Source organism: Arthrobacter sp. Y3221087 (genome assembly GCF_059089905.1).
The window spans coordinates 21,408-42,905 of sequence record NZ_JBNHFE010000003.1 but is presented as its reverse complement, the minus strand read 5'-3'; the positions used below and the strand labels follow the sequence as shown (position 1 = coordinate 42,905).

21 protein-coding genes and 1 pseudogene are annotated in these 21,498 nt (G+C 65.6%); 7 read left to right on the top strand and 15 right to left on the bottom strand.

The window, feature by feature from the left end; all coding sequences use genetic code 11:
• Window positions 1–16: 16 nt before the first annotated feature.
• The 4 genes and pseudogenes from AC5RUO_RS12010 to AC5RUO_RS11995 form a co-directional block, all read right to left on the bottom strand.
• Entirely contained in the window at window positions 17–718 is a 702-nt protein-coding gene (locus AC5RUO_RS12010; protein WP_494103622.1) for a class F sortase, read from the bottom strand.
• Between the two features lie 18 nt (window positions 719–736).
• Window positions 737–1,501 (bottom strand): CHRD domain-containing protein, encoded by a 765-nt coding sequence (locus AC5RUO_RS12005; RefSeq protein ID WP_494103621.1) that lies wholly within the window; start codon window positions 1,499–1,501, stop codon window positions 737–739.
• A gap of 816 nt (window positions 1,502–2,317) precedes the next feature.
• The gene (locus AC5RUO_RS12000) at window positions 2,318–2,449 is read right to left on the bottom strand and encodes a hypothetical protein (protein ID WP_494103620.1); all 132 of its coding nucleotides are present in this window, start codon (window positions 2,447–2,449) and stop codon (window positions 2,318–2,320) included.
• Between the two features lie 279 nt (window positions 2,450–2,728).
• A pseudogene (locus tag AC5RUO_RS11995) lies at window positions 2,729–3,978 on the bottom strand (IS256 family transposase).
• A gap of 274 nt (window positions 3,979–4,252) precedes the next feature.
• Between AC5RUO_RS11995 and AC5RUO_RS11990 the strand changes: the two are divergent.
• Together AC5RUO_RS11990 and AC5RUO_RS11985 are read left to right on the top strand one after the other, a co-directional pair.
• Complete coding sequence (locus AC5RUO_RS11990; RefSeq protein ID WP_494103619.1) at window positions 4,253–4,438, top strand: IS110 family transposase; 186 nt, start codon at window positions 4,253–4,255, stop codon at window positions 4,436–4,438.
• Complete coding sequence (locus AC5RUO_RS11985) at window positions 4,411–5,109, top strand: IS110 family transposase (protein ID WP_494103618.1); 699 nt, start codon at window positions 4,411–4,413, stop codon at window positions 5,107–5,109. The genes AC5RUO_RS11990 and AC5RUO_RS11985 overlap by 28 nt, the downstream gene beginning before the upstream one ends.
• Here AC5RUO_RS11985 and AC5RUO_RS11980 read toward each other — a convergent pair.
• Window positions 5,060–5,458, bottom strand: a complete 399-nt coding sequence (locus AC5RUO_RS11980) for a VOC family protein (protein ID WP_494103617.1) — start codon at window positions 5,456–5,458, stop codon at window positions 5,060–5,062. The genes AC5RUO_RS11985 and AC5RUO_RS11980 overlap by 50 nt on opposite strands.
• 381 nt (window positions 5,459–5,839) lie before the next feature.
• Between AC5RUO_RS11980 and AC5RUO_RS11975 the strand changes: the two genes are divergently transcribed.
• Complete coding sequence (locus tag AC5RUO_RS11975) at window positions 5,840–6,307, top strand: GNAT family N-acetyltransferase (protein WP_494103616.1); 468 nt, start codon at window positions 5,840–5,842, stop codon at window positions 6,305–6,307.
• Here the strand turns inward: AC5RUO_RS11975 and AC5RUO_RS11970 are convergent.
• Window positions 6,304–6,858 carry a hypothetical protein gene (locus AC5RUO_RS11970; protein ID WP_494103615.1) on the bottom strand — a complete coding sequence of 185 codons (555 nt, stop codon included), beginning with the start codon at window positions 6,856–6,858 and terminating at the stop codon, window positions 6,304–6,306. The genes AC5RUO_RS11975 and AC5RUO_RS11970 overlap by 4 nt on opposite strands.
• A 356-nt stretch (window positions 6,859–7,214) precedes the next feature.
• Between AC5RUO_RS11970 and AC5RUO_RS11965 the strand changes: the two genes are divergently transcribed.
• From AC5RUO_RS11965 to AC5RUO_RS11955, 3 genes are all read left to right on the top strand, one after another.
• Window positions 7,215–9,431 carry a catalase gene (locus tag AC5RUO_RS11965; protein ID WP_494103614.1) on the top strand — a complete coding sequence of 739 codons (2,217 nt, stop codon included), beginning with the start codon at window positions 7,215–7,217 and terminating at the stop codon, window positions 9,429–9,431.
• 189 nt (window positions 9,432–9,620) lie between these two features.
• Window positions 9,621–10,820 (top strand): pyridoxal phosphate-dependent aminotransferase, encoded by a 1,200-nt coding sequence (locus AC5RUO_RS11960; protein WP_494103613.1) that lies wholly within the window; start codon window positions 9,621–9,623, stop codon window positions 10,818–10,820.
• The gene (locus AC5RUO_RS11955) at window positions 10,817–11,776 is read left to right on the top strand and encodes a 2-hydroxyacid dehydrogenase (protein ID WP_494103612.1); all 960 of its coding nucleotides are present in this window, start codon (window positions 10,817–10,819) and stop codon (window positions 11,774–11,776) included. Before AC5RUO_RS11960 ends, AC5RUO_RS11955 begins: the two co-directional genes overlap by 4 nt.
• A 129-nt stretch (window positions 11,777–11,905) precedes the next feature.
• Here the strand turns inward: AC5RUO_RS11955 and AC5RUO_RS11950 are convergent, their stop codons facing one another.
• The 5 genes from AC5RUO_RS11950 to AC5RUO_RS11930 all read right to left on the bottom strand — a co-directional run bounded on the left by AC5RUO_RS11950 (window position 11,906) and on the right by AC5RUO_RS11930 (window position 17,122).
• On the bottom strand, window positions 11,906–12,964 hold the full coding sequence (locus AC5RUO_RS11950) for a TerC family protein (protein ID WP_494103611.1): 1,059 nt from the start codon (window positions 12,962–12,964) through the stop codon (window positions 11,906–11,908).
• Between the two features lie 287 nt (window positions 12,965–13,251).
• The gene (locus AC5RUO_RS11945; RefSeq protein ID WP_494103610.1) at window positions 13,252–13,824 is read right to left on the bottom strand and encodes an MOSC domain-containing protein; all 573 of its coding nucleotides are present in this window, start codon (window positions 13,822–13,824) and stop codon (window positions 13,252–13,254) included.
• Between the two features lie 34 nt (window positions 13,825–13,858).
• Window positions 13,859–16,249, bottom strand: a complete 2,391-nt coding sequence (locus AC5RUO_RS11940; RefSeq protein ID WP_494103609.1) for an ATP-binding cassette domain-containing protein — start codon at window positions 16,247–16,249, stop codon at window positions 13,859–13,861.
• A 76-nt stretch (window positions 16,250–16,325) separates the two neighbouring features.
• Window positions 16,326–16,745: a VOC family protein gene (locus tag AC5RUO_RS11935; RefSeq protein ID WP_494103608.1), complete on the bottom strand. Its 420-nt coding sequence runs from the start codon at window positions 16,743–16,745 to the stop codon at window positions 16,326–16,328.
• Window positions 16,733–17,122: a helix-turn-helix transcriptional regulator gene (locus AC5RUO_RS11930; protein ID WP_494011419.1), complete on the bottom strand. Its 390-nt coding sequence runs from the start codon at window positions 17,120–17,122 to the stop codon at window positions 16,733–16,735. Before AC5RUO_RS11930 ends, AC5RUO_RS11935 begins: the two co-directional genes overlap by 13 nt.
• 280 nt (window positions 17,123–17,402) lie before the next feature.
• On the opposite strand from AC5RUO_RS11930, the gene AC5RUO_RS11925 reads away from it, so the two are divergent.
• Entirely contained in the window at window positions 17,403–17,831 is a 429-nt protein-coding gene (locus tag AC5RUO_RS11925) for a CBU_0592 family membrane protein (protein ID WP_494103607.1), read from the top strand.
• Window positions 17,832–17,855: 24 nt separating this feature from the next.
• Here AC5RUO_RS11925 and AC5RUO_RS11920 read toward each other — a convergent pair whose 3' ends face one another.
• The 4 genes from AC5RUO_RS11920 to dhaL all read right to left on the bottom strand — a co-directional run bounded on the left by AC5RUO_RS11920 (window position 17,856) and on the right by dhaL (window position 21,486).
• Window positions 17,856–18,104: a hypothetical protein gene (locus AC5RUO_RS11920; RefSeq protein WP_494103606.1), complete on the bottom strand. Its 249-nt coding sequence runs from the start codon at window positions 18,102–18,104 to the stop codon at window positions 17,856–17,858.
• Window positions 18,105–18,221: 117 nt separating this feature from the next.
• Window positions 18,222–19,208: a 3-hydroxyacyl-CoA dehydrogenase family protein gene (locus tag AC5RUO_RS11915; protein ID WP_494103605.1), complete on the bottom strand. Its 987-nt coding sequence runs from the start codon at window positions 19,206–19,208 to the stop codon at window positions 18,222–18,224.
• Window positions 19,209–19,210: 2 nt separating this feature from the next.
• The gene (locus tag AC5RUO_RS11910; protein WP_494103604.1) at window positions 19,211–19,705 is read right to left on the bottom strand and encodes a ribose-5-phosphate isomerase; all 495 of its coding nucleotides are present in this window, start codon (window positions 19,703–19,705) and stop codon (window positions 19,211–19,213) included.
• A complete protein-coding gene (gene dhaL / locus AC5RUO_RS11905; RefSeq protein WP_494103603.1) occupies window positions 19,702–21,486 on the bottom strand; it encodes a dihydroxyacetone kinase subunit DhaL in 1,785 nt (594 codons plus the stop codon). Before dhaL ends, AC5RUO_RS11910 begins: the two co-directional genes overlap by 4 nt.
• Window positions 21,487–21,498 lie beyond the last annotated feature (12 nt).

The following is a 21,498-nucleotide window of genomic DNA, read 5'->3' as shown; positions in this document are numbered from 1 at the left end:
AGGGGTGCGGCCGTTGTCAGGCTTTAAGGGTGGCGTAGATGACGTAGTTGTCATCAAACTCCCCGGTGGCGGCGTCGTAGCCGTCGCAGGTGATCAGCCGCAGCTCGGACCCGGGAGTGTTCCCGTAGACCTCAAGGGTGGGGAACTTGTCTTTGGGGTAGAGGGCGCCGCGGTCAACTGTGAACACGGCGGTGCTGCCGTCGGCCCGGGAGACGGTGATGTCAGCGCCGGGGATGAGTTTGGGCAGGTCCGCGAAAACGCCGCCGCGCCCGTTGGGTGAGTTGACGTGGCCCAGCAGCACCGATGGTCCGCGTTCGCCGGGGGTGGGGGAGCCGTCGTACCAGCTCGCGGGTGCGCCGTTGCCGGTGTCCTCCGGGACTTTGAGGGAGCCGTTCTCCTCCAGCCCCAAATGAAGAAGGTCGGTGCGGACCCCGATGGAGGGAATGGTCAGGGTGACGGGAGCCGAAGCGGCCATGACCGGGGGAAGCTGTTGAGCGGGCGGGGCCGCAGCGGGGGCGGCCGGTGTCGGGGCTGCCGCAGGCGGGGGAGCGCTGGGAGTGCCGGGTGCAGCAGGGGCTGAGACCGAGGCCGGAGGTGCCGATCCGGCGTCCGGAGTGGTGGCGGGCCCGGCGCAGCCGGCGAGGGTGAGCAGGAGCAGAACCCCGGCCGCCGTGGAGGCCCCTAGACTCCCACGGCGGCCGGGGTTCTGTGTTGTCACAGTGCTGATCTCCTGTGCTTAGGCTGCGGCGTTGCGGCGGCGGACGACGTACGCTCCGCCGGCGAGGGCGACAAGTGCCAGGCCGGAACCGATGGCGAGGGCTCCGGTGTCGGTGCCGGTTTCGGTGGCGATGCCGGTTGCTGCGCCGCCTGCGGGCATTTTCATTTGCCCGGCCGTCAAGGTTCCGCAGAGGGCGGGGGAGGTGGCGGCCAGCGGGAGGGTCGGTGCGAGGTCGCTCTTGGCTGCCTGCCCGGCAGGGCTGAGGGTTGCGGGGTCAAGGCCGTGGACAACCACTACTGCGGTGCCTGCTTCCAGGGCGGCCTTGGTTTCGGCGTTCAGTTCGAACGTGCGGTCCACGGTGTAGGCGGCGCCCTGGCCGCCGACCTTGAGGTCAAGGCCTGCTGCCGGGCTGGTGTCGCCGCTGGTGGACAGGGTGGTGACGATGGGTCCGTAAGACGGATCGCCTTCTGTGGTGGAGATGACCTGGTCGCCGTCCTTATCGGCGGACGGGTCCGGGCAAACACCCAGCTTGCCGCCGTGGATGTGCTGGACGTGCGGGTACGGGGCGTCCATGAACGTCGCCGGCAGGCCCGAAACGTTCAGGACAACATGGGCCTGGTTGCCCGTGACATCAAGAGTGACCGTGCCCGAGCCTGCGCTGCCGTTGAGCTGCTTCAGGGTGGACTGGTAGGAGCCGTCGGCGGCCATCGCCGGGGAACCGGAAAGGGCAAGGGCGCCCAAAGCGAGGGTAGGGACAGCCATAAAGCGGAGTGTCTTATTCATTGAAAAAATCTCCTCATACACGGGCGTGTGATGTTGATGCCCCCAAAGAGGGGACAACAGTACTTCGCACCCGCTCTCGGAAAGGATGGGTGCCAATGTGGCCGGGTTCACATATTTCTGCAGGCCACCGCCGTGCGGGCGCCCAAAAGGGCCCTTCCGGGCGGTCACCGGAGGAAGGATCAGGCAGCCGGGGCGCCGCGCCGCCGGATGGAGCTTGGAGAAAAGATGCCACGAAGGATGGCCAAAACAGCCCCTTTTGCAAGCACTCCCCCGCCTAATTTTAACTGGCATGCGCGGGTATTCATGAGCCGGGAGTAGCTTCCGCGCCGAGAAGGTGATGAGCATCTGTCCAGGAGTGGACTCTCAGGGGCTCATGGTTTTCGGGTGGCCAGCAAGTCCCGGAGTGCGTCGACCGCTGCAGTCAGTTCTTCACCCGGATCTAGGGTGAGTTCCCCCTGGACCGCCCATGTGGTTGGCCTTTCGAACTACGCGAGCTCGAAGGAGATCCGGATGTGTCCGTCGTGCTTCGCGGACAGTTGAAAATCTCCCTATGGGGAGTCGAAGGTCTTGTCCCCGTCCCAGCCGCACCAGGTGGTGCGAGCTCCTCGAAAAAGGAGAGGAGCGCCGACCATCCGGCGATATCGTAGACGTCTTTACTGGCTCGAAGTCCTTGCAGTTCCGCGGTGACTGTCAGGCTGTCGGTTGTTGCGTTTGGGCCGCGATGTTCCCCTATAACTCCGAAGATCAGCGTCCCCTGATGTCCGATTGCCACACCGTTCATGGTCTCATTCTCCACCAGGAGGTCGAACCGTCTGACTACAGGTATTCGAAAGCTACTTCGCCGGGGCGCCAGACCATCCATTGTCTGTCCTCGAAGCCGCCAAGCACGGCGATCTCCGGCCCGACGAGTTCGTCGCTCGTGGGGTGGAGACGGACCGATCCGGTCAAGAAGTCAAGCTTGAGACCGACGCCAGTCGCTTCGTGCGTAGCTGACACATCCTGGCCGATGAGCGCGAGAAGCGCGTCGGCCCAGCCTGGTTCCGTCGACGCAACCTGACGCTCGCCGGTTACGACGGTCGGCAGCACATTACAAGTGAGCACGGGGTAATCTGGCGAGCCGGCAGCGTCAAACCGTAGCTGGACGTAGTCAAGGACGAATTGCACCGAAAACAGGCGTAGGCCCAGGGACTGTCCGATGAACGGTGGGTGGAGTCCGGCCGGTTTTCATTATTGAGTGGTTCTTTCGAACCGGCCCGCGAAGGTAATCGCGAACGCGTTTAGCGCAGGCTTCCACCTCCTCACCCAGCGTGCCCGGCCGCCGCCGGTGGGATCAAGAGATCTGGTGACCAGGTACAGGCATTTCAGGGCAGCGGTTTCATTCGGAAAGTGCCCGCGGGCCCTTACTGCCCTTCGGTAGCGTGCGTTGATCGACTCGATTGCGTTCGTCGTGCAGATCACCCTCCGGATCTCCACGTCGTACTCCAGGAACGGCACGAACTCGGCCCACGAGGCTTCCCAGAGCCGCACGATGGCCGGATATCGCTGGCCCCATTCGGCGGTGAACTCGGCGAACCGGTCCTTCGCCGCTTGCTCGGACGGGGCCGTATAGACGGGCTTGAGCGCCTTGACGATACCGTCCCGGTGTTGGCGTCCGGCGTAGCGGAAGCTGTTGCGGATCAAGTGCACGATGCACTGCTGCACGACCGTTCGCTCCCAGGTGGTGGTGATCGCCTCCGGCAGGCCCTTGAGCCCGTCGCAGACGGCGATCAACACATCTTCCACGCCCCGGTTCTTCAGCTCGGAGAAGACCTGCAGCCAGAACCGTGCACCCTCGCCGCCGTCGCCGGCCCAGATGCCCAGAATCTCCCGCTCCCCGTTGGTGGTGACCCCCCATGACGACGTAGAACGGGGTGTTGCGCACCTGCCCGTCACGGACCTTGACCACGACCGCGTCAACGAAGAGCACCGGATAGAGCGGATCCAAAGGCCGGGCCGACCATTCGGCCAGTTCCCCGGCGACTTTCTCCGTGATGCGGCTGATGGTGTCCTTGGAGACCTTGGCGCCATAGACCTCCTCGAAGTGCGCCGCGATTTCCCCGGTGGTCAGCCCCCGCGCGGACAGCGAGAGCACGATCTGATCGATCCCGTCCAGCCTCCGTTTCCGCTTGGGCACGATTACCGGCTCGAACGACCCGTCCCGATCCCGGGGCACCTCAATCTCGAGGACCGATCTCGGTCAACACCGTCTTTGACCTGGTGCCGTTGCGCATGTTGGCGGCGACCGGGGTCTGGCCGTGCTCGTGCCCGAGGTGCTCGGTCAGCTCGGCTTCCAGCGCGGTCTCCAGCACGTTCCTGGTTAGCTGGTTCAGCAGCCCGCCGGGGCCCACCAGGGTCACGCCCTGTTCCTTGGCCTGCGCGAGCAACCGCTCCGCAAGTTCCTTCTGATCGATGATCTCTCCCGTCACAGGATCGATCATCACCCCTGTCATCTCGGTCGTGGACTCTGACACGGCCGTCTCCTTTCGGATCAGGCCGGACCCCACACACCGTTATTCCCAGTGTCACTATTTTGGTGTGCCGGTTGGTTCGCTCCATCGTTTTTCGCCTCCGTGGCTAATGTCTGTAGTGCGGCCGGCTGGCACGGAGGGACCGACCGGCCTGGCTTGAGAGGAGCGTGGCATCGCCCCTGACTGGGATATGCCGACCGACCGGTCCTGGCCCCCTACCCGTAGACGGAAAGGAGACAAAACCATGGTCATCATCGGAATCGATGCGCACAAGCGCTCCCACACGGCCGTGATCGCGGACACGGTTGGCAGGCAGATCGCAGTCAAGACGATCGGCACGACCAGCAACGACCATCTCGCCCTGCTGGCATGGGCGAACAAACAAGATGATCAGGAACGGCTATGGGCGATCGAGGACTGCGGCATCTGAGTAGACGATTGGAAAGCGACCTCCTCGCGGCGGGCGAACAGGTCGTGCGGGTGCCTTCAAAGCTAATGTCCCACGTTCGGGACAGCGCCCGCACGTTCGGCAAGTCTGACCCCATCGACGCTCTTTCAATCGCACGTGCCGCCCTGCGAGAACCCGATTTGCCCGTCGCCCGCCTCGACGGCGCCGAACGAGAGGTCCGCCTCCTGGTCGACCACCGCGAGGATCTCGTCGCTGAACGGACCCGCGTGATCAGCCGGCTCCGCTGGCACCTACACGAGCTCGATCCTGCATGGACAGCCCCGGCCAACTTCGACCGGGCCAGCGCGTTCGCACGAATCAAATTCCACCTGGACGACTTCTCCGGGATCGTCGCCGACCTCGCTCAACGGCTTCTCACCCATCTGCACCGCCTCACCGAGGAGATCGATGAACTCACAGTCGAACTCAGCCGCCGCATCACAGCCATCGCTCCGGCACTGATGGCGATCGTCGGCTGCGGGTCCTTGACGGCGGCGAAGATCCTGGGAGAGACCGCCGGCGTCACACGGTTCCGCTCGAAGGACGCCTACGCACAACACCGACCATGGGCGGATACAAAAGAATTTTGCCAGCGCACTGGCATCACACCTCCTGAATCCCGGCAACTGATGCTCCTGCCGCCGGCTGGCTGACGAGTCCTACCGTGGTTCCCTCGCTGTCCGGTATGAAGGCCATCCACTCGTCCATGCCGGGCGGACCAAGCATCCCGTTCCTGTGCCTGTAGATGATGTGCGGGGCAGTCACCAGCTCTACTCCCCTGCCCGTGAGCTCGTCCACGGTCTTCCTCACATCGGGAACGCCGAGGTACAGAAGCTCCCTCGGGGCGTTTGCTTCCAGCAGCAGCCGCACGCCGTCGAGATCGAAAAACACAAGGCCGGGCGGGTCAAACATCGCTGTTGGCGGAACCGCCAGCAGATGAGAATAAAACGCCGCCGCCCGACGAAGATCACCGGCGTACTGGGCAACCTGAATCAAGCGCATAGATCCTGCCTTCCCTGTAACTAGTCAGCTCGGCTTGGTCCATCCTGCTCACTCACACGGAGTCCGGCAAGAGCCCGATGCCAGGCCTGGCCCGCGAGGGTGCCGCAATTAGCGTGAGGTGCGACAAGTGAAAACTGCCGCGGTGTACTCCTTCGCGAAACCTGGCAGTCATGGATCAACTTTGTGGCACCCACTCCGCAAGCTCAGCCCCGGTTTACATCGCCGGTCGATCAAGATGAAACGCTGGTCACGAGCGGTGCGTTTTGACAGGCCTCGCCACGACAGGGTTGGTCCTTACTGACGACGGGTGCGGTCGCGGGTCCGTCGCCTGTACCGATGTCAGGGCTTCTGGCTGTAATAGCTGGTGCGCACAATTGGTACATGGCCACCCCAGACGTGTTCATTGCATCGACCGAGCAGGCGGGCGTGGTCGGGCGCCTGCTGTATGACTTTAACGCTGAGTTTGAAACACCCGGTCCAACCGTCGAGGAATTTGCCACTCGATTCAGGGTCCTCCTGGCCCGCGCTGACGTTCTTGTCCTCCTCGCCGGCGCCCCGGCCGCGCCGACCGGTTTGGCGTTCCTGACCCTGAGGCCCACCCCTTACTATGACGGATCACTGGCCCAGCTTGAGGAACTCTACGTCCAGCCGCGCCTGCGTGGCCAAGGCATCGGCACGGCACTGGTGACAACCGCGGTCCAGGAGGTCCGGGACCGCGGCGGAGCGGAAATTCACATCAACGTCGATGAAGTGGACACTGACGCCCGCCGCTTCTACGAACGCCACGGCTTCACCAACCTCCAACCGGGCGCGGATTACCGGATGCTGTGCTACCTGCGCGAACTCTAAGACCGCACTAAAATCAGCGCACCGATCGCGCTCGGAGGCTTCGCCAGCGGCAGCTGTCCATCAAGACCTGCCGGCTGGCGGTTTCGCGGTCGTCTAGGTGCGTGGCCGAACCGCTCCTGCGCAGTTCGGGCGGACGTGCCGAGGGCTGCGCCGATAGCCTCCCAGGAGTCGCCCTTCGCGCGGGCAGCCCGGACGGCGGCTTCCAGCTCGGCCTCGGCCTTCGCAGCAGCCGTCCGGGCAGCGGTGATCCGGCGGAAGTCCGCGGCGTCCCTGTCAGCGCGAGGCGCCGGATTCAGGCGAAGGAGCGTGCCATCCACCCGCAGCGGTGCGGTTAGGTGCTCGATGTGCAGGATGTAACCTTCTTCGGCCCGGCGTTGTACGTAGGCGGTGAGGACGGTCTTTCCATCGCCGTCATCAAAGTCCACTTTCCCGTAGCTCTCATTCGGGCCAACGGGCCATGGACGCGGCCTCAACCGCCCTGAAGCTTCGTACTGCGCCAGCTCGTTCTCCCCGCCCCTGACCTCGGGGACTCGTGCTTCGCTTGGGGTCATCCTGACCGTCCTCCTTCAACTTGTCTTGCCACTGCATCCCGACGCTTGCGCAGCGGCATTTGGGCAGCGCTCCGGTACAGAAACCAGTACAACTCACTGCGCGCTGAAGCGCACGAGTACTCGGTACTCGATCATTCCGCTCTGAGCACCGTCCGGGACCCCGGTCGACGAGGACGTTGCAGATGTATCTACGCAGGAACCCGTTCTAAGACAGGAAGGCTCGTCACCGGGCCGTGTTTGCCGGTTCGTGTGAAGGATTTGTGGCAGAAAGCATCGTTGCCTAGGGTACTAAGCACGCTTAGTATCTTGGTTTCGACAGCGGACTGCCAGATTTCCCATCCCGAGGAGAAGAATTCGTGCCAGAAGAGAGCAACATCCACATCCCCGGCGTCCCCGCCAGCGAGCCTGCCAGCCTGGAGGAACCAACCACTCCACGGGAGCCGCTGCCGCCAAAGCCGGACCAGCGAGGACCTGAAGCGGTTTCGCCTACTGGAAGCCCAACAGGGGCGCCGGCCACGTCACGCGCCCAGTCCGGTCAGTACCTGACTACCGCCCAGGGGTTGCGCGTTCGCGACACCGACCACTCCTTGAAGGCCGGTTCGCGCGGACCCATCCTGTTGCAGGACCACCACCTGCGGGAGAAGATCACGCACTTTGACCACGAACGCATTCCCGAGCGCGTGGTGCATGCCCGGGGCGCCGGGGCCCACGGTGTCTTCCGTTCCTACGGCACTGCTGCAAACATCACCCGCGCGGGCTTCCTGGCCAAGGACGTGGAGACTCCGGTCTTTGTCCGCTTTTCCACCGTCCTGGGTTCCCGTGGCTCTGCTGACGCGGTCCGGGACACCCGGGGCTTTTCCACCAAGTTCTACACGGATGAGGGCACATACGACCTGGTGGGCAACAACATCCCCGTCTTCTTCGTCCAGGACGGCATCAAGTTCCCGGACATCGTTCACGCCGCGAAACCGCACCCGGACCGGGAAATTCCCCAAGCGCAGAGTGCGCATGACACGTTCTGGGATTTCGTCTCCCTGCATACCGAGGCCCAGGCGCACACGATGTGGAACATGTCCGACAGGGGAATCCCGCGTTCCTACCGGACCATGGAGGGCTTCGGCGTCCACACCTTCCGGTTCATCAGCGCCGAAGGCCGCACCACCCTGGTGAAGTTCCACTGGAAGCCAAAGCAGGGCGTCCACTCACTGGTGTGGGAAGAAGCGCAGATCATCAACGGCATGGATCCGGACTTCCACCGCCGCGACCTCGCCGACGCCATCGAAGCAGGCGCCTACCCTGAGTGGGAGCTCGGCGTCCAGACCTTCCCGGACACCGAGGACCAGATGTTTGAAGGCATCGACCTGCTGGACCCCACCAAGTTCGTTCCTGAAGAACTGGCCCCTGTCCAGCCAATCGGCGTCATGACCCTCAACGCCAATCCCACCAACTTCTTCGCCGAAACAGAACAAGTGGCGTTCCACCCCGGCCACCTCGTCCCCGGGATCGACGTCACCAATGATCCCCTGCTCCAGGTGCGCCTCTTCTCATACCTTGACACCCAGATCTCCCGGCTGGGCGGGCCCAACTTCGGCCAGATTCCCATCAACCGTCCGCAATCCCCTGTGAATGACATGCTGCGGGACGGCATGCACCAACAGGGGGTCCACGGGGGAGCGGCTCCGTACCACCCCAACTCGCTCGACGGCGGTTGCCCGTTCCTCCCCGGACAGGATCTTGGTGCTTTCATCGACGTGCCGGAGGAAGTGGCTGCCTCCATCAAGGAACGGAAGAACCCGGCATCCTTCGATGACCACTACAGCCAGGTGGGCCTCTTCTTCCGCAGCCTGAGCCCGGTGGAGCAGGACCACGTGATCCAGGCTTACACCTTCGAGCTCGGCAAATGCTACGAAAAGTCCATCCGCGAACGGCAGCTTGCAGCCTTGGCCAACGTGGACGCCGGCCTGTGCGCAGCGGTAGCCAAGGGCCTGGGCCTCCCCGCCCCGCAGGCAACAGAGCAAGTTCCGGAGTCCGACCCCAGCCCCGCTTTGTCGCAGGTGGGCAAAACCTGGCCCGTTGCCGGCCGCATTGTCGGGATTCTCGCCGATGGGAACAGCGACCTTGCTGCCGTGAACGCAGCACGAAAGGCGCTGGACGCCGAGGGGATCGTCCCCCTGGTCATCGCCCCCCAGGGCGGCTTCCTGGGAAAAGAGAACGACGGCGGGGTCCCCGTGCAACGGACGTACCTCACCGCCCGCTCCACGGAGTTCGACGCCGTCATCGTTGCGGCTTCTGCCGCTCCGGCACCCGACGCCGAACCTGGACTCGACGCCAAGGCCGGCACCCCCGGAAGTGCACTGGATCCACGGGCGGTCCTGCTGCTTACCGAAGCGTTCCGTCATGCCAAGGCCATTGGCTCCTTGGCCACCAGCACGGATGTCCTGACGGCCACGGGCATGCCCGAGGATGCACCCGGGATCGTTACCGGGGAGAACGCTGAAGCCCTGGTCACGGAACTGACCGGGCTGCTGGCATCCCACCGGGTCTGGGAACGGTTCCCGGTGACGTCCGCCTAGGCGCACTCAAGGAAAGCCAACCAAGGGAGGGGAGTGCCGCCGTCGTTCCGTCGGCAGGCGTTCCCCTCCCTGCCGCTGCCTGCGTATCCATAAATCTTCGAGCAAGTCTATATATCAAAGCCCGCATTCTGATATATTAGCCAGCGGATCGACAGTACCAATTGTCAACTCGATGAGGAGTGGAACAGCATGCAGCAACTCGCACACCGGCTCGACCGGCTGGGCACCGAGACTGCCTTCAGCGTCGCGCAGGCCGCCGCGTCCTGGAAGGCGCAGGGGAACCGGGTATACCCGTTCCATCTCGGCGATATCAACATCCCTACCGCCCCGCACATCGTCGAGGCGATGAACAAGGCCATTGCGGACGGCTACACGGGCTACTGCCCGGGCCCCGGCATCCCGCAGCTGCGGGAGGCCCTCGCCGATGATCTCGGCTCGCGCCGCGGCATCCAGTTCTCGCCGGACAACGTGGTGGTCATGACTGGCGGCAAGCCCGTCATCACCAAGTTCCTCCAGGCGGTCATGAACCCCGGCCAGGAAGTGCTCTACCCGAACCCCGGCTTCCCCATCTACGAATCCCAGATCGAATACCTCGGCGGCACGTCCGTTGCCTACCGCTACGTGCCCACCTCCACGGGCTTTGCCATCGACCTGGACCAGATCCGTGCGTCGATCACCCCCAACACGGTCGCCATCATCTACAACGACCTGCAGAACCCGATCTCTGCTGAGTCCACTGCCGCTGAACGCGAGGCCATCGCCCAAATCGCGATCGAGCACGATCTCTGGGTGCTCTCCGACGAGGCGTACTTCGAGACCCGCTACGAAGGGGTTTCCCACTCGATCGCGTCCCTGCCCGGCATGGCAGAGCGCACCGTCATCCTCTACACCTTCAGCAAGAAGTTCGCCATGACGGGCTCCCGGCTGGGTTGCGCCGTCGCCCCGGTCGAGATTGCCAAGGTGCTCAGTACGCTCAACACCAACGATGAGTCCTGCACCACGCACTACGTGCAGTGGGCCGGCATCGAAGCACTCCGCGGCCCCCAGGAACCGGTGCAGCAGATGCTCGACGTCCTGAAAACCCGCAGGGACGCAGCCTGTGAACTCCTGAACGGCATCCCCGGCATGCACGTCGCCGTCCCGCAGTCCACGTTCTACCTGTTCCCGGACGTCACGGACGCCATGGAACGCATGGGCTTCACTGCAGTGGGCGATTTCGCCACCGAGGCCCTGTACAAGACCGGCGTCTCCTTCTGTACCCGTGAGCATTTCGGCCGCCGCCAGCCTGGCGAAGACCGGCAGTACATTCGGCTCGCGTACTCGGGCATCGACGTTCCGGACATCCGTGAAGGCCTCGGCCGCCTGCGGGAATGGATCGAAACCGCATGAGCCGCGTCGTCGTCACGGGACGCATCCCCGAACCAGCACTCGAGAAACTCCGCGCCGAGCATGAGGTCGACGCCTGGGCAGGCCCGGAATCGATCAGCCGCGAGGAACTGCTGCGCAGGGTCGCCGGCGCAGACGCCGTCGTCAGCCTGCTCACCGAACGCATCGACGCCGAACTGCTCGACGCCGCCGGTCCGCAGCTCAAAGTCGTCGCCAACGTAGCCGTCGGCTACGACAACATCAACGTCCCGGCCTGCACAGAGCGGGGCGTCGTGGCCACCAACACCCCGGGCGTGCTCATCGACGCCACAGCCGACATCGCGCTCAGCCTCATCCTCATGGCCACGCGCCGGCTCGGCGAGGGCGAACGGCTCATCCGCTCCGGCGAGGCCTGGAAGTGGGGCATGTTCTTCCTCCTCGGCAGCAGCCTCAAGGGCAAGACCCTCGGGGTGGTCGGCATGGGCGGCATCGGCCAGGCCACCGCACGCCGTGCCAAGGCCTTCGGCATGGAAATCGTCTACCAGTCCCGCAGCGAAATCGATCCCGCCATCGCATCTGAGCTGGGTGCCCGGCGGGTGGACCTCGACGAGCTGCTGGCCGTCTCCGACGTCGTTTCGCTGCACTGCCCCTACGGACCTGCCACACACCACCTGATAGGTGCGGAGCAGCTGGCAGCGATGAAGGACTCGGCGTACCTGGTCAACACCGCCCGCGGACCCATCGTGGACGAAGCGGCGCTTGCAACCGCACTGCGCGACGGCGTGATCGCGGGAGCGGGCCTGGACGTCTACGAGCAGGAGCCGACGGTGCATCCCGGGCTGCTGGACCTCGACAACGTGGTCCTGCTGCCGCACCTGGGCTCTGCCACCGTGGAGACGCGCACCGCCATGGCGATGCTCGCCGCGGACAATGCGCTCGCCGTGCTCAGCGGGGAACAGCCGCCTGCCCCGATCGGGTAGCAGGCCACAGCCGCCGTGCCGCAGATTTCCGGGGGAACGGATCTGCGGCACGGCCACAACAACGAGGGCCCGCCACACGGCGGGCCCTCTTTTGTTGCCAAACGTTTGACGGCGCCTCCGGACCGAGGGCTACCGGACGGACGCCTCGGCGGGCGGGACGTCCTCCTTGCCCCGGATTGCAGTCCGGCGGCGCCACACAGGCTGCAGCGCCTCGAGCTCCTCCGGTGTGGCATTACGGAAAGGCGGTACGGCCGGCGCGGGCGGCTCATGCCGGGCCTGGCCGCGGGTGGCGATCAGGCTCGCGGCGATGGAGACCCCGAGGATGGCGGTGATGACGGCGAGGGAGACCGGCGTCGGGATGTAGTAGACGTCGATCTTGAGCGCCATCTTGATGCCCACCCACACGAGCACCAGCGCCAGGCCGGCCTTCAGGTACACGAACCGGTGGATGAGGTCCGCCAGCAGGAAGTACATGGCGCGCAGGCCCAGGATGGCAAAGGCGTTGGCCGTGAACACCAGGAAGACCTCGTCTGTCACGGCGAAAATGGCGGGGATGGAGTCGACGGCGAAGATGATGTCCGTGACCTCCACCAGGACAAGGACCGCCAGCAGGGGAGTGGCGAGCAGGACACCGTTCCGCCTGATGAGGAACCGCTGGCCATGGAATGCGTCCGTCATCGGCACATGCCGGCGGAACAGCTTCAGGGCCCGCGATTTCTCCGGGTCGATGTGCTCATTGCGCTGTTTGAGCATCCGGTGCCCGGTGAAAAGCAGGAAAGCGGCGAACAGGTAGAGGACCCAGCCTGCACTGGCGATGATCGCCGATCCGGCCGCGATGAACAGGCCGCGGAACACCAGCGCCCCCAGGACGCCGAAGAACAGGACCCGGTGCTGGTACTCGCGCGGGACGGCGAAGAAGGTGAAGATGATCGCCCAGACGAACACGTTGTCCACCGCCAGCGATTTTTCGATGAGGTAGCCCGCGAAGTACTGCTGCCCGAACTCCGCGCCGTACATCACCCAGACAATGCCGCCGAACGCGACGCCGCACAGCACCCACAGCGTTGACCATGCAACCGCTTCACGTACTGAAATGACGTGCGCATGCCGGTGGGCGACGAGGTCGACGACGAGCATGAGGAGGATGAATCCGATGACAGCGAACCACATCCACAGGGGAATATTCATGGAGCACCTGCTTCCAGTCAGTAGTTACCAACTGGAGGTCTCTCCCGGGCCATGGGCTGGCCTGTCCACCGGAAGGCGCTGGGGCCTACGTACTGACGATGGACGGAGTAGGGATACTCCCCTCCGGAGAAACCAAGTTAACTGCTTTTCCGCGCGCTGGCAACTGCCATGGCCCGCTCGCCGGCTGGAACTGCCTTCCCGCGCTTGGCACGGCCGGCGTCTTCCTTGCCTCGGCGGCAGCGGTGGGCGGAACGCTCGTGCTGCTCCGGGGTGTGCAGCTGGAATGGTTAGGGCAGCCGCGACGGGCGGAGCACGCTGGGCGCGCCGGCCTGCGAGGGGTCCAGCGGTACCGGGCTGACCAGGACTGCCGGGCCGCGGTGCAGGAAGCCGCCGGACAGGACGCGGCAGCGGATGCCCCCGCGCCCGCGCATCGCGGCGTGGGCGCCCGGGGCGAGCATCCCGTCCATCCACGCACACGGCTGGGCGTGCCGGCCGGCGTGCAGCGTTACCGCCGAGCCGCCCGACTCCAGCACGAAGTCCTGCCCCAGCAGGGGAGCCAGTTGCGCCCCGCGGAGCACCACGTTCCGCCGGGTCAGCAGCGGATCGAAGGGTCCGGCCCCCAGCTCGGCGGCGATCGCCTCCAGGGATTCGACGGCGAACAACGTCACCGCGGCATCCATGTGGGCCGCCTTGCCGAAGAAACGGTCGCCCACGATGCCCTTGCCCGCCACCACCTCAGCCTTTTCCGCGTCCACCGTGGGCACGTTGGCGGCGCCGTCCCGGGCACGGCCAAAGTAGGCATGCCCGGGCGACACCAGCAGGTGCAGGATCTCGACGTCGTACCGGTAGTTTTCGGCCATGCCTCCACCGTAGGCGGTTGCGCGCGGGAGCGGGCTACGCCCCCACGTAGGTGGCCAGGTGCTGCCCGGTCAGCGTGGCCCGCTTGGCCACAAGGTCAGCCGGGGTGCCCTCGAAAACGATCCTGCCGCCGTCGTGCCCTGCTCCGGGTCCAATGTCGATGATCCAGTCGGCGTGCGCCATCACGGCCTGGTGGTGCTCAATCACGATCACCGACTTGCCCGATTCCACCAGCCGGTCCAGCAGGCCCAGCAGGTTCTCGACGTCGGCAAGGTGCAGGCCCGTGGTGGGCTCGTCCAGGATGTAGACGTCGCCCTTCTCCGCCATCTGCGTCGCGAGCTTCAGCCGCTGGCGCTCGCCGCCGGACAGGGCGGTGAGGGGCTGGCCAAGCGTGATGTAGCCGAGGCCCACGTCCGCCAGCCGCTCCAGGATTTTGTGGGCGGCCGGTGTCTTGGCTTTGCCTTCACTGAAGTAGGCCAGTGCCTCCTCGACTGACATTGCCAGCACATCGGCGATGTTGCGGCCGTCCAGCGTGTACTCCAGCACGGCGGCCTGGAACCGGCGGCCCTCGCAGTCCTCGCAGGTGGATTCCACCGTGGCCATGACGCCGAGTTCGGTGAAGATCACGCCGGCGCCGTTGCAGGTGGGGCAGGCGCCCTCGGAGTTGGAGCTGAAGAGTGCCGGCTTGACCCCGTTGGCCTTGGCGAAGGCCTTGCGCACGGGTTCCAGGAGCCCGGTGTAGGTGGCCGGGTTGCTGCGCCGGGAGCCCTTGATGGCGCCCTGGTCGATGGTGATGACGCCTTCGCGCTTCGCGAGCGAGCCGTGGATGAGCGAACTCTTGCCGGAGCCGGCCACGCCGGTGACCACGCACAGGACGCCCAGCGGCACGTCGACGTCCACGTTGCGCAGGTTGTTGGTGGACGCGCCGCGGATTTCCAGTGCCCCGGCCGATGAGCGGACCGCCTCCTTGAGCCGGGCCCGGTAGCCGATGTGCCGCCCGGTGACGGTGTCGCTGGAACGCAGCCCGTCGACATCGCCCTCGTAGACAATCTGGCCGCCGCCGGAGCCGGCCAGCGGTCCGAGGTCGACGACGTGGTCGGCAATGGCGACGGTCTCGGGTTTGTGCTCCACCACCAGGACGGTGTTTCCTTTGTCGCGCAGCTGCACCAGGAGGTTGTTCATCCGCTCGATATCGTGCGGGTGCAGGCCAATGGTGGGCTCGTCGAAGACGTAGGTGACGTCGGTGAGGGAAGAACCCAGGTGGCGGATCATCTTGGTGCGCTGCGCCTCGCCGCCGGACAGGGTGCCGGCGGGCCGTTCCAGGGACAGGTAGCCCAGGCCAATCTCCGCGAAGGAGTCCAGCAGGTCCCGGAGCCCGGCGAGCAGCGGCCGGACCGAGGGCTCGTCCAGGTCGCGGATCCACTCCGCGAGGTCGCTGATCTGCATGCTGCAGAGGTCCGCGATGTTCTTGCCCTTGATCTTCGAGGACAGCGCCTCCGGCGTCAGCCGGGTGCCCTTGCACTCCGGGCAGGTGTCGAACGTGACAGCCCGCTCCACGAAGCGGCGGACGTGCGGCTGCATGGCCTCCACGTCCTTGGACAGCATGGATTTCTGGATCTTGGGGATGATGCCCTCGAACGTGAGGTTGACGCCTTCCACCTTGATCTTGGTGGGCTCGGCGTACAGCATGGTGTCCAGCTGCCTCTTGGTGAAGGACGCGATGGGCTTGTCCATCGGCAGGCCCATCCCCTCGAACAAACGCCCGTACCAGCCGTCCATGGAGTAGCCCGGCACGGTCAGGGCACCTTCGTTTAGGGACTTGGAGTCGTCATAGAGGGCGGTCCGGTCGATGTCGCTGATGTTGCCCATGCCCTCGCAGCGCGGGCACATCCCGCCCAGGTACGTCACCTGCTGGACGACGCTCTTCTCCACGCGGCCGCCCTTCTCCGTGCTCATCACGCCGCTGGCCTTGCGGGTGGGGACGTTGAAGGAGAAGGCGGTGGGTGGCCCCACGTAGGGCTTCCCCAGCCGGCTGAACAGGATGCGCAGCATGGCGTTCGCGTCCGTGGCGGTGCCTACCGTGGAGCGCGGGTTGGCGCCCATCCGTTCCTGGTCCACGATGATCGCCGTCGTCAGGCCCTCCAGCCGGTCAACGTCGGGACGGGCCAGGCTGGGCATGAACCCCTGCACGAACGCGCTGTACGTTTCGTTGATCAGCCGCTGCGACTCCGCGGCGATGGTCGCGAACACCAGCGAGCTTTTCCCTGACCCGGAGACTCCAGTGAAGACCGTCAGCCGGCGCTTGGGCAGTTCCAGGCTGACGTCCTTGAGGTTGTTTTCCCGCGCGCCCTGGACACGGATGGTGTCGTGGCTGTCAGCGACGTGCATTCCGGCTGTGGGGGTGCTGGTGCTCGTGTCCGTGCTCATGAGGTCTCCATCTGTTCGGCCGTTTGGGCGGAGGGAGGCCGGTTTGGAGCCTCCCTTGGCGTCGCTGGGTTCAAGCTTAGGGCTGCTGGTTGATCCGGACGGTGTTGCCGGCGGGGTCGCGGAAGGCACAGTCCCGGATCCCGTACGGCTGGTCGATGGGTTCCTGGACGACGTCGGCCCCGCTCGCCTCCACCTTGGCGAAGGCGGCGTCCACGTCCGGGGAGGACAGGACCACCGTTGCGAAGGTGCCCTTGGCCATCATTTCGGCGATGGTGCGGCGCTCGTCGTCGGTGATGCCGGGGTCCGCGGCGGGCGGGTAGAGGACGATGGAGACGTCCGGCTGGCCTGCCGGGCCCACGGTGATCCAGCGCATGGCGCCGCGGCCAACGTCATTGCGGATTTCAAAGCCCAGGGCGTCGCGGTAGAACGCCATCGAGGCGTCCGGATCGGTGTGCGGAAGGAAGCTGGAGGAGATGGTGATGTTCATGGCAGCCATGCTAGTTGCGGCTCCGCAAGCGGCGCTTCTCGATTCCTGACCGGTCTGCTGACCTGCTTTTCAACGCAGGCGGGGATGCCCGCCGTCGAGCGTTCCGCCTCCTGTTTGTAGGTGCTGGGAGGCATCCCCACCAGCTCGCTGAAGCGGGTGCTGAAGGTGCCCAGGGAGGAACAGCCGACGGCGAAGCACACCTCAGTGACGCTGAGGTCGCCTTTGCGGAGCAGCGCCATTGCGCGTTCAATCCGCCGGGTCATGAGGTAGCTGTAGGGCGATTCGCCGTAGGCGAGCTTGAAGCGGCGGCTGAAGTGGCCGGCGGACATATGGACGTCCCTGGCCAGCGATTCAACATCCAGCGGTTGGGCGTACTCCCGGTCCATCCGGTCCTTGACGCGGCGAAGCTGGGTGAGTTCGCGGAGGTAGGGGTCGGAGGTCACACCTCAGATCGTGCTACGGGGCAGGGGAGTTGTCCAGAGGTGTGCAGCATCACGGTTCAGCAGTGAAAACGGCCGGTTCCCCGCGGGATATGATTGTGCCGCCGGCCAGTATGAGGCCCTCGCCCGGACAGGGCTTGAGAAAACGCAGCACCGGCAAAACCGAACCTTCATTGCTATCGAAACCCCTGCCCGGATACTGTCCGGGACATCTTGAAAGGACGCCATGGAACTGCTGTGGGAAATTGCCGGCTGGGCAGGCGCGGCTGCGATTCTCAGTGCATACCTGGCCGTGTCCATGGGCTGGTTGAAGGCCGGCAAGGGTTTCCAGGTGGCGAACCTGTTCGGTGCCGTTGCCTTCATTATCAACGGCACCTTGCACGGGGCCTGGCCCTCGGTGTTCACCAACGTGGCGTGGTTCCTGATCTCCGCGGTCGCACTGGTCCGTATGCGGGCAACGGACGGCCCCGCTGCCGCTCCCGCCGAAGCTCCCCAGGTGCAGTACCCCGGCGTCCCGGACACCACCGGCCAGATGGCGGTGGTTGAGGTCCTGACGGGCGCCATCCCCGTGGTGGCTCCCCGCCCCGCGATTGCGCCGGCACCGGCTGCGTGTTCCGCACCTGCCCTGGCTGAGGGGCAGCGGCTGGCCGTCTAGGCTCGTGCGCTTGTCCACCCCGCGCTAGGGGCGGGGTGCCTCCACCCGGACCTCACGGTAGCGCGGGGGAATGCGCACAATCTCAAGTTCGGCCAGGTCGAGGAGCCGCCTGTCGCCGGTCAAGGTGTCGAGAATCCAGACGAGCCCCTGGTCCGGGGCAGTGCCCGTCACCGGGCCGCGGTGAACCAGGGTGTTCTTGTAATACGCTTCGACGGCATCGCCTGACGCGAGTTCCCGACAGAAATCGACGTCGATGTGGTCATTGCTGGCCATGACCTTTCCCCGCCTCTCGCATGGGAGTTTTCCTGGTTCGATTCTCCCGGGCGCAGGTGTCCGCAAGGTGTCTTTGGGGTGATCTTCTGCTGACGCGATCGGACACCCACGAAGTGCTCAGTTGATCGGTGCGGGACCCAGCTCGTCAAGCAGCTTCTGCATGGCTACGTACGCCTTGTTGCGGTAGGCGATCAGCTCGGGGATGCGTTCGGCGGGGACGTTGAGGAACCCGGCGCCGGTCTTGGTGCCAAGCTTTCCGGCGTCCACCAGGTCGCTCAGGATTTTCGGCGTGGCGAACCGCTCCGGAAAATCGCTCTGCAGGGACTTGTAGCAGAAGTCGTAGACGTCCAGCCCGGCCATGTCCGCGATGGCAAACGGCCCGAAGAAGGGCAGCCGGAAGCCGAAAGTGGTGCGGACCAGGGTGTCAACGTCGTCCGCGGTTGCTATGCCCTGCTCCACCAGCTGCGCGGCTTCATGGAACAGCGCGTACTGCAGGCGGTTGAGGACGAACCCGGTGGCGTCCTTGACCACTGCTGTTTGCTTTCCGGCCGCGTGGACCAGGTCGCGGGCCGTCCCCACAACCTCCGGCGAAGTGCCCGCATGCGCAATGATCTCGACGCCCGGGATAAAGGGTGACGGGTTGGAGAAATGGACGCCCAGGAACCGTTCCGGATTGGTGACCGGCCGGGAAAGTTCACCGATGGAGATGGTGGAGGTGTTGGACCCGATGACGGCGTCCGCCCGGGCCGCCATGCTGATGCGGGACAGCGTCTGGTGCTTGACCGCAATAATCTCGGGGACCGCTTCCTCGATGAAATCTGCCTCGGCAACGGCTTCCTCGATGTCGCTGGCGGCCCAGAGGTTCTGCTTGAGGATTTCCGTGGAACCGGCGGGGAACAGCCCGTCGGCCACGAACTGGTCCGACTCCGCCAGGAGCCGGTCGTAGTTGCTCCGCGCCACTTCAGCGGACACGTCGGCGAGTGCCACGCGTGCTCCACCGAGCGCCAGGACCTGGGCGATCCCGCCGCCCATGTACCCCGATCCGACGACGGCGACGTGCCGGGTAACGTTCGCGGGGCTTGCGCTGTTTGCTGCTTCAGGCATGTTCAGACTGCTTTCGTGGATTCGGGCTCGTAGGAGCAGATGGCGTCCACCTTGGCGGCGGAAGGTGACGTTGTATCGAAGCGGTGGTTGAGCCACTCGCCCACGAGCTTCTTGGCCAGTTCCAGGCCGATGACGCGCTGGCCCATGGTGAGGACCTGCGCGTTGTTGCTCATGACGGATCGTTCCACGGAGTAGGAGTCGTGGGCGGTGACGGCCCGGATGCCGGGCACCTTGTTGGCAGCGATGGCCACGCCCAGGCCGGTGCCGCAGATCAGCAGGGCACGGTCCGCCTCGCCGGCTGCCACCTTCCGGGCGGCGCGGACGGCGACGTGCGGGTAGGCAGTAGGGTCGTCCGCACCGACGCCCACGTCCGCCACGGAGGCAACACGGCTGTCAGCTTCGAGCAGCGCCTTCAGCGCTTCCTTGTATTCGACGCCCGCTTCGTCATTGCCGATGACGATGCGCCAACCCGCGGCTGCGCCTTCATCCGTCCTCATGCGCGGACTTCATTTCCGGCCAGGGCAGATGCCTGCCTGGGATAGGACAGCGGCTGTAAAGGATCCAAGTAATCAGAAACGCGCGTCACGATCAGGGCAAAGGACACTGCTCCGGGATCCGGGTGGCCCAGGCTCTTTTCGGCCAGCGGCCGTGCCCTCCCCTTCAGCGGGCGCAGGGATGCGGTGGCGTCGGCAGCCTGGCGCGCGGCGGTCACCGCGGAGGCCAGCGCCCCGGTCACTGGCGCCCCGACTTCGAACGTGGCCACGAAGGCCTCCCGGAAGGGAAGCAGCGCGTCCACCATTGTCTTCTCGCCCATATCAGCCTTGCCCAGGCTGGTGACGGCCTCCACGAAGGCGTTCACGGCGGCCGCCGCGTCCCCGCCGCTGTACGAGTCCTTGTTGCCGAGGGCATGCCCGGCCGCCGCGAGGGCAGATCCCCACAACGCCCCCGACGTTCCGCCTGCGCGTTCACTCCAAGCCTCCCCGGCCGCGGTCAGCACCCGCTGCACGGAGGCGCCGGCAGCCGTGGCGTGCAGGGCGGCTGCCGCTGCCGCTTCCGCGCCGCGTCGCATGCCGATGCCGTGGTCGCCGTCGCCGGCTATCGCGTCCAACCTGCCCAGCTCTTTTTCATGCTCGACGACGACGGCCCGCGCCTGCGCGAGCACGACGGCTGCCAGCCGGCCCAGCTCAGCCGCTGCCGCCGTCGCAATTTCCTCCTCAGCAGCCGCGGTTCCCTCCTGTTCGCCCCGATCCAGGGTCCGCCGTGCCCGGCGTTCCCGCCCTGCCATACTGCCCTTGCGGAACCCGGGGGTGTCGGCCGGGGCTGCCCAGTAGCGCTCCAGTTCCTCGTCCAGCCACAGCAGCGTAAGGGACAGCCCGGACATGTCCAGGCTGGTGACCAGCTCTCCGCACTCCGGCTCCACGATCGCCAGTCCCGCAGTGGTGAGGAGTTTCTCGATCTTGCCGAACAGCAGGAACAGTTCCTCGTACTTGACCCTGCCCAGGCCATTGAGGATGGCCACCACGCGGTTGCCGGCCCCATCAGGCTTGTCCTGGAGCAGCCGGGAGACGAGCAGTTCGGCGAGTTCGGAGGCCGTAGGCAGCGGGTGCTCGGAGATCCCTGGTTCACCATGAATGCCCAAACCCAGCGACATCTGGCCGGGCGGAACCCTGAACAGCGGTTCGGCAGCACCGGGAAGCGTGCAGCCGTCGAAGGCGACGCCGAGCGTTCGGGTGCAGTAGTTGGCGCGGATGGCCAGCTGTTCGACGGCGTCCAGGTCCAGTCCTGCTTCCGCCGCGGCGCCGGCGATCTTGAAGACGGTCAGGTCACCGGCAATTCCACGGCGCTTATCAATTTCATCCAGGGGGGCGCTGGCGATGTCATCCGTGACCAGGACCGTCCGCGTTTCGATGCCTTCGGCGTTAAGCCGCTGCTGGGCTTCGCCGAAGTGGATCACGTCCCCCGCATAGTTGCCAAAGCTGAACAGCACTCCGCCCCCGGTGTCCGCCGCCTTGGCCACGCGGTAGGCCTGGCCGGCGGAAGGTGAGGTGAAGATGTTGCCGCACACCGCACCTGCAGCCAGGCCGGGGCCCACCAGGCCGGCAAAGGCGGGGTAGTGACCGGAACCGCCGCCCACCACCACCGCCACCTGGCGGTGCGCCATTTCGGTGGAACGCACAACGCCTCCGTCCACGCGGGCCACATACCCGCGGTTGGCGGCCACGAAGCCGTCCAGTGCCTCCTCCACGAAGTCGGCGGGGTCGTCAAAAATCTGGGTCATGGGTTTCCTCGT

Bases quoted from the DNA above. Each gene is read 5' to 3' on its own strand.
- AC5RUO_RS12005 (WP_494103621.1), bottom strand. From the start codon at position 1,501: ATGAATAAGACACTCCGCTTTATGGCTGTCCCTACCCTCGCTTTGGGC.
- AC5RUO_RS11990 (WP_494103619.1), top strand. From the start codon at position 4,253: ATGGTCATCATCGGAATCGATGCGCACAAGCGCTCCCACACGGCCGTG.
- AC5RUO_RS11985 (WP_494103618.1), top strand. From the start codon at position 4,411: ATGGGCGATCGAGGACTGCGGCATCTGAGTAGACGATTGGAAAGCGAC.
- AC5RUO_RS11980 (WP_494103617.1), bottom strand. From the start codon at position 5,458: ATGCGCTTGATTCAGGTTGCCCAGTACGCCGGTGATCTTCGTCGGGCG.
- AC5RUO_RS11975 (WP_494103616.1), top strand. From the start codon at position 5,840: ATGGCCACCCCAGACGTGTTCATTGCATCGACCGAGCAGGCGGGCGTG.
- AC5RUO_RS11970 (WP_494103615.1), bottom strand. From the start codon at position 6,858: ATGACCCCAAGCGAAGCACGAGTCCCCGAGGTCAGGGGCGGGGAGAAC.
- AC5RUO_RS11960 (WP_494103613.1), top strand. From the start codon at position 9,621: ATGCAGCAACTCGCACACCGGCTCGACCGGCTGGGCACCGAGACTGCC.
- AC5RUO_RS11955 (WP_494103612.1), top strand. From the start codon at position 10,817: ATGAGCCGCGTCGTCGTCACGGGACGCATCCCCGAACCAGCACTCGAG.
- AC5RUO_RS11950 (WP_494103611.1), bottom strand. From the start codon at position 12,964: ATGAATATTCCCCTGTGGATGTGGTTCGCTGTCATCGGATTCATCCTC.
- AC5RUO_RS11945 (WP_494103610.1), bottom strand. From the start codon at position 13,824: ATGGCCGAAAACTACCGGTACGACGTCGAGATCCTGCACCTGCTGGTG.
- AC5RUO_RS11940 (WP_494103609.1), bottom strand. From the start codon at position 16,249: ATGAGCACGGACACGAGCACCAGCACCCCCACAGCCGGAATGCACGTC.
- AC5RUO_RS11935 (WP_494103608.1), bottom strand. From the start codon at position 16,745: ATGGCTGCCATGAACATCACCATCTCCTCCAGCTTCCTTCCGCACACC.
- AC5RUO_RS11930 (WP_494011419.1), bottom strand. From the start codon at position 17,122: ATGGACCGGGAGTACGCCCAACCGCTGGATGTTGAATCGCTGGCCAGG.
- AC5RUO_RS11925 (WP_494103607.1), top strand. From the start codon at position 17,403: ATGGAACTGCTGTGGGAAATTGCCGGCTGGGCAGGCGCGGCTGCGATT.
- AC5RUO_RS11920 (WP_494103606.1), bottom strand. From the start codon at position 18,104: ATGGCCAGCAATGACCACATCGACGTCGATTTCTGTCGGGAACTCGCG.
- AC5RUO_RS11915 (WP_494103605.1), bottom strand. From the start codon at position 19,208: ATGCCTGAAGCAGCAAACAGCGCAAGCCCCGCGAACGTTACCCGGCAC.
- AC5RUO_RS11910 (WP_494103604.1), bottom strand. From the start codon at position 19,705: ATGAGGACGGATGAAGGCGCAGCCGCGGGTTGGCGCATCGTCATCGGC.
- dhaL (WP_494103603.1), bottom strand. From the start codon at position 21,486: ATGACCCAGATTTTTGACGACCCCGCCGACTTCGTGGAGGAGGCACTG.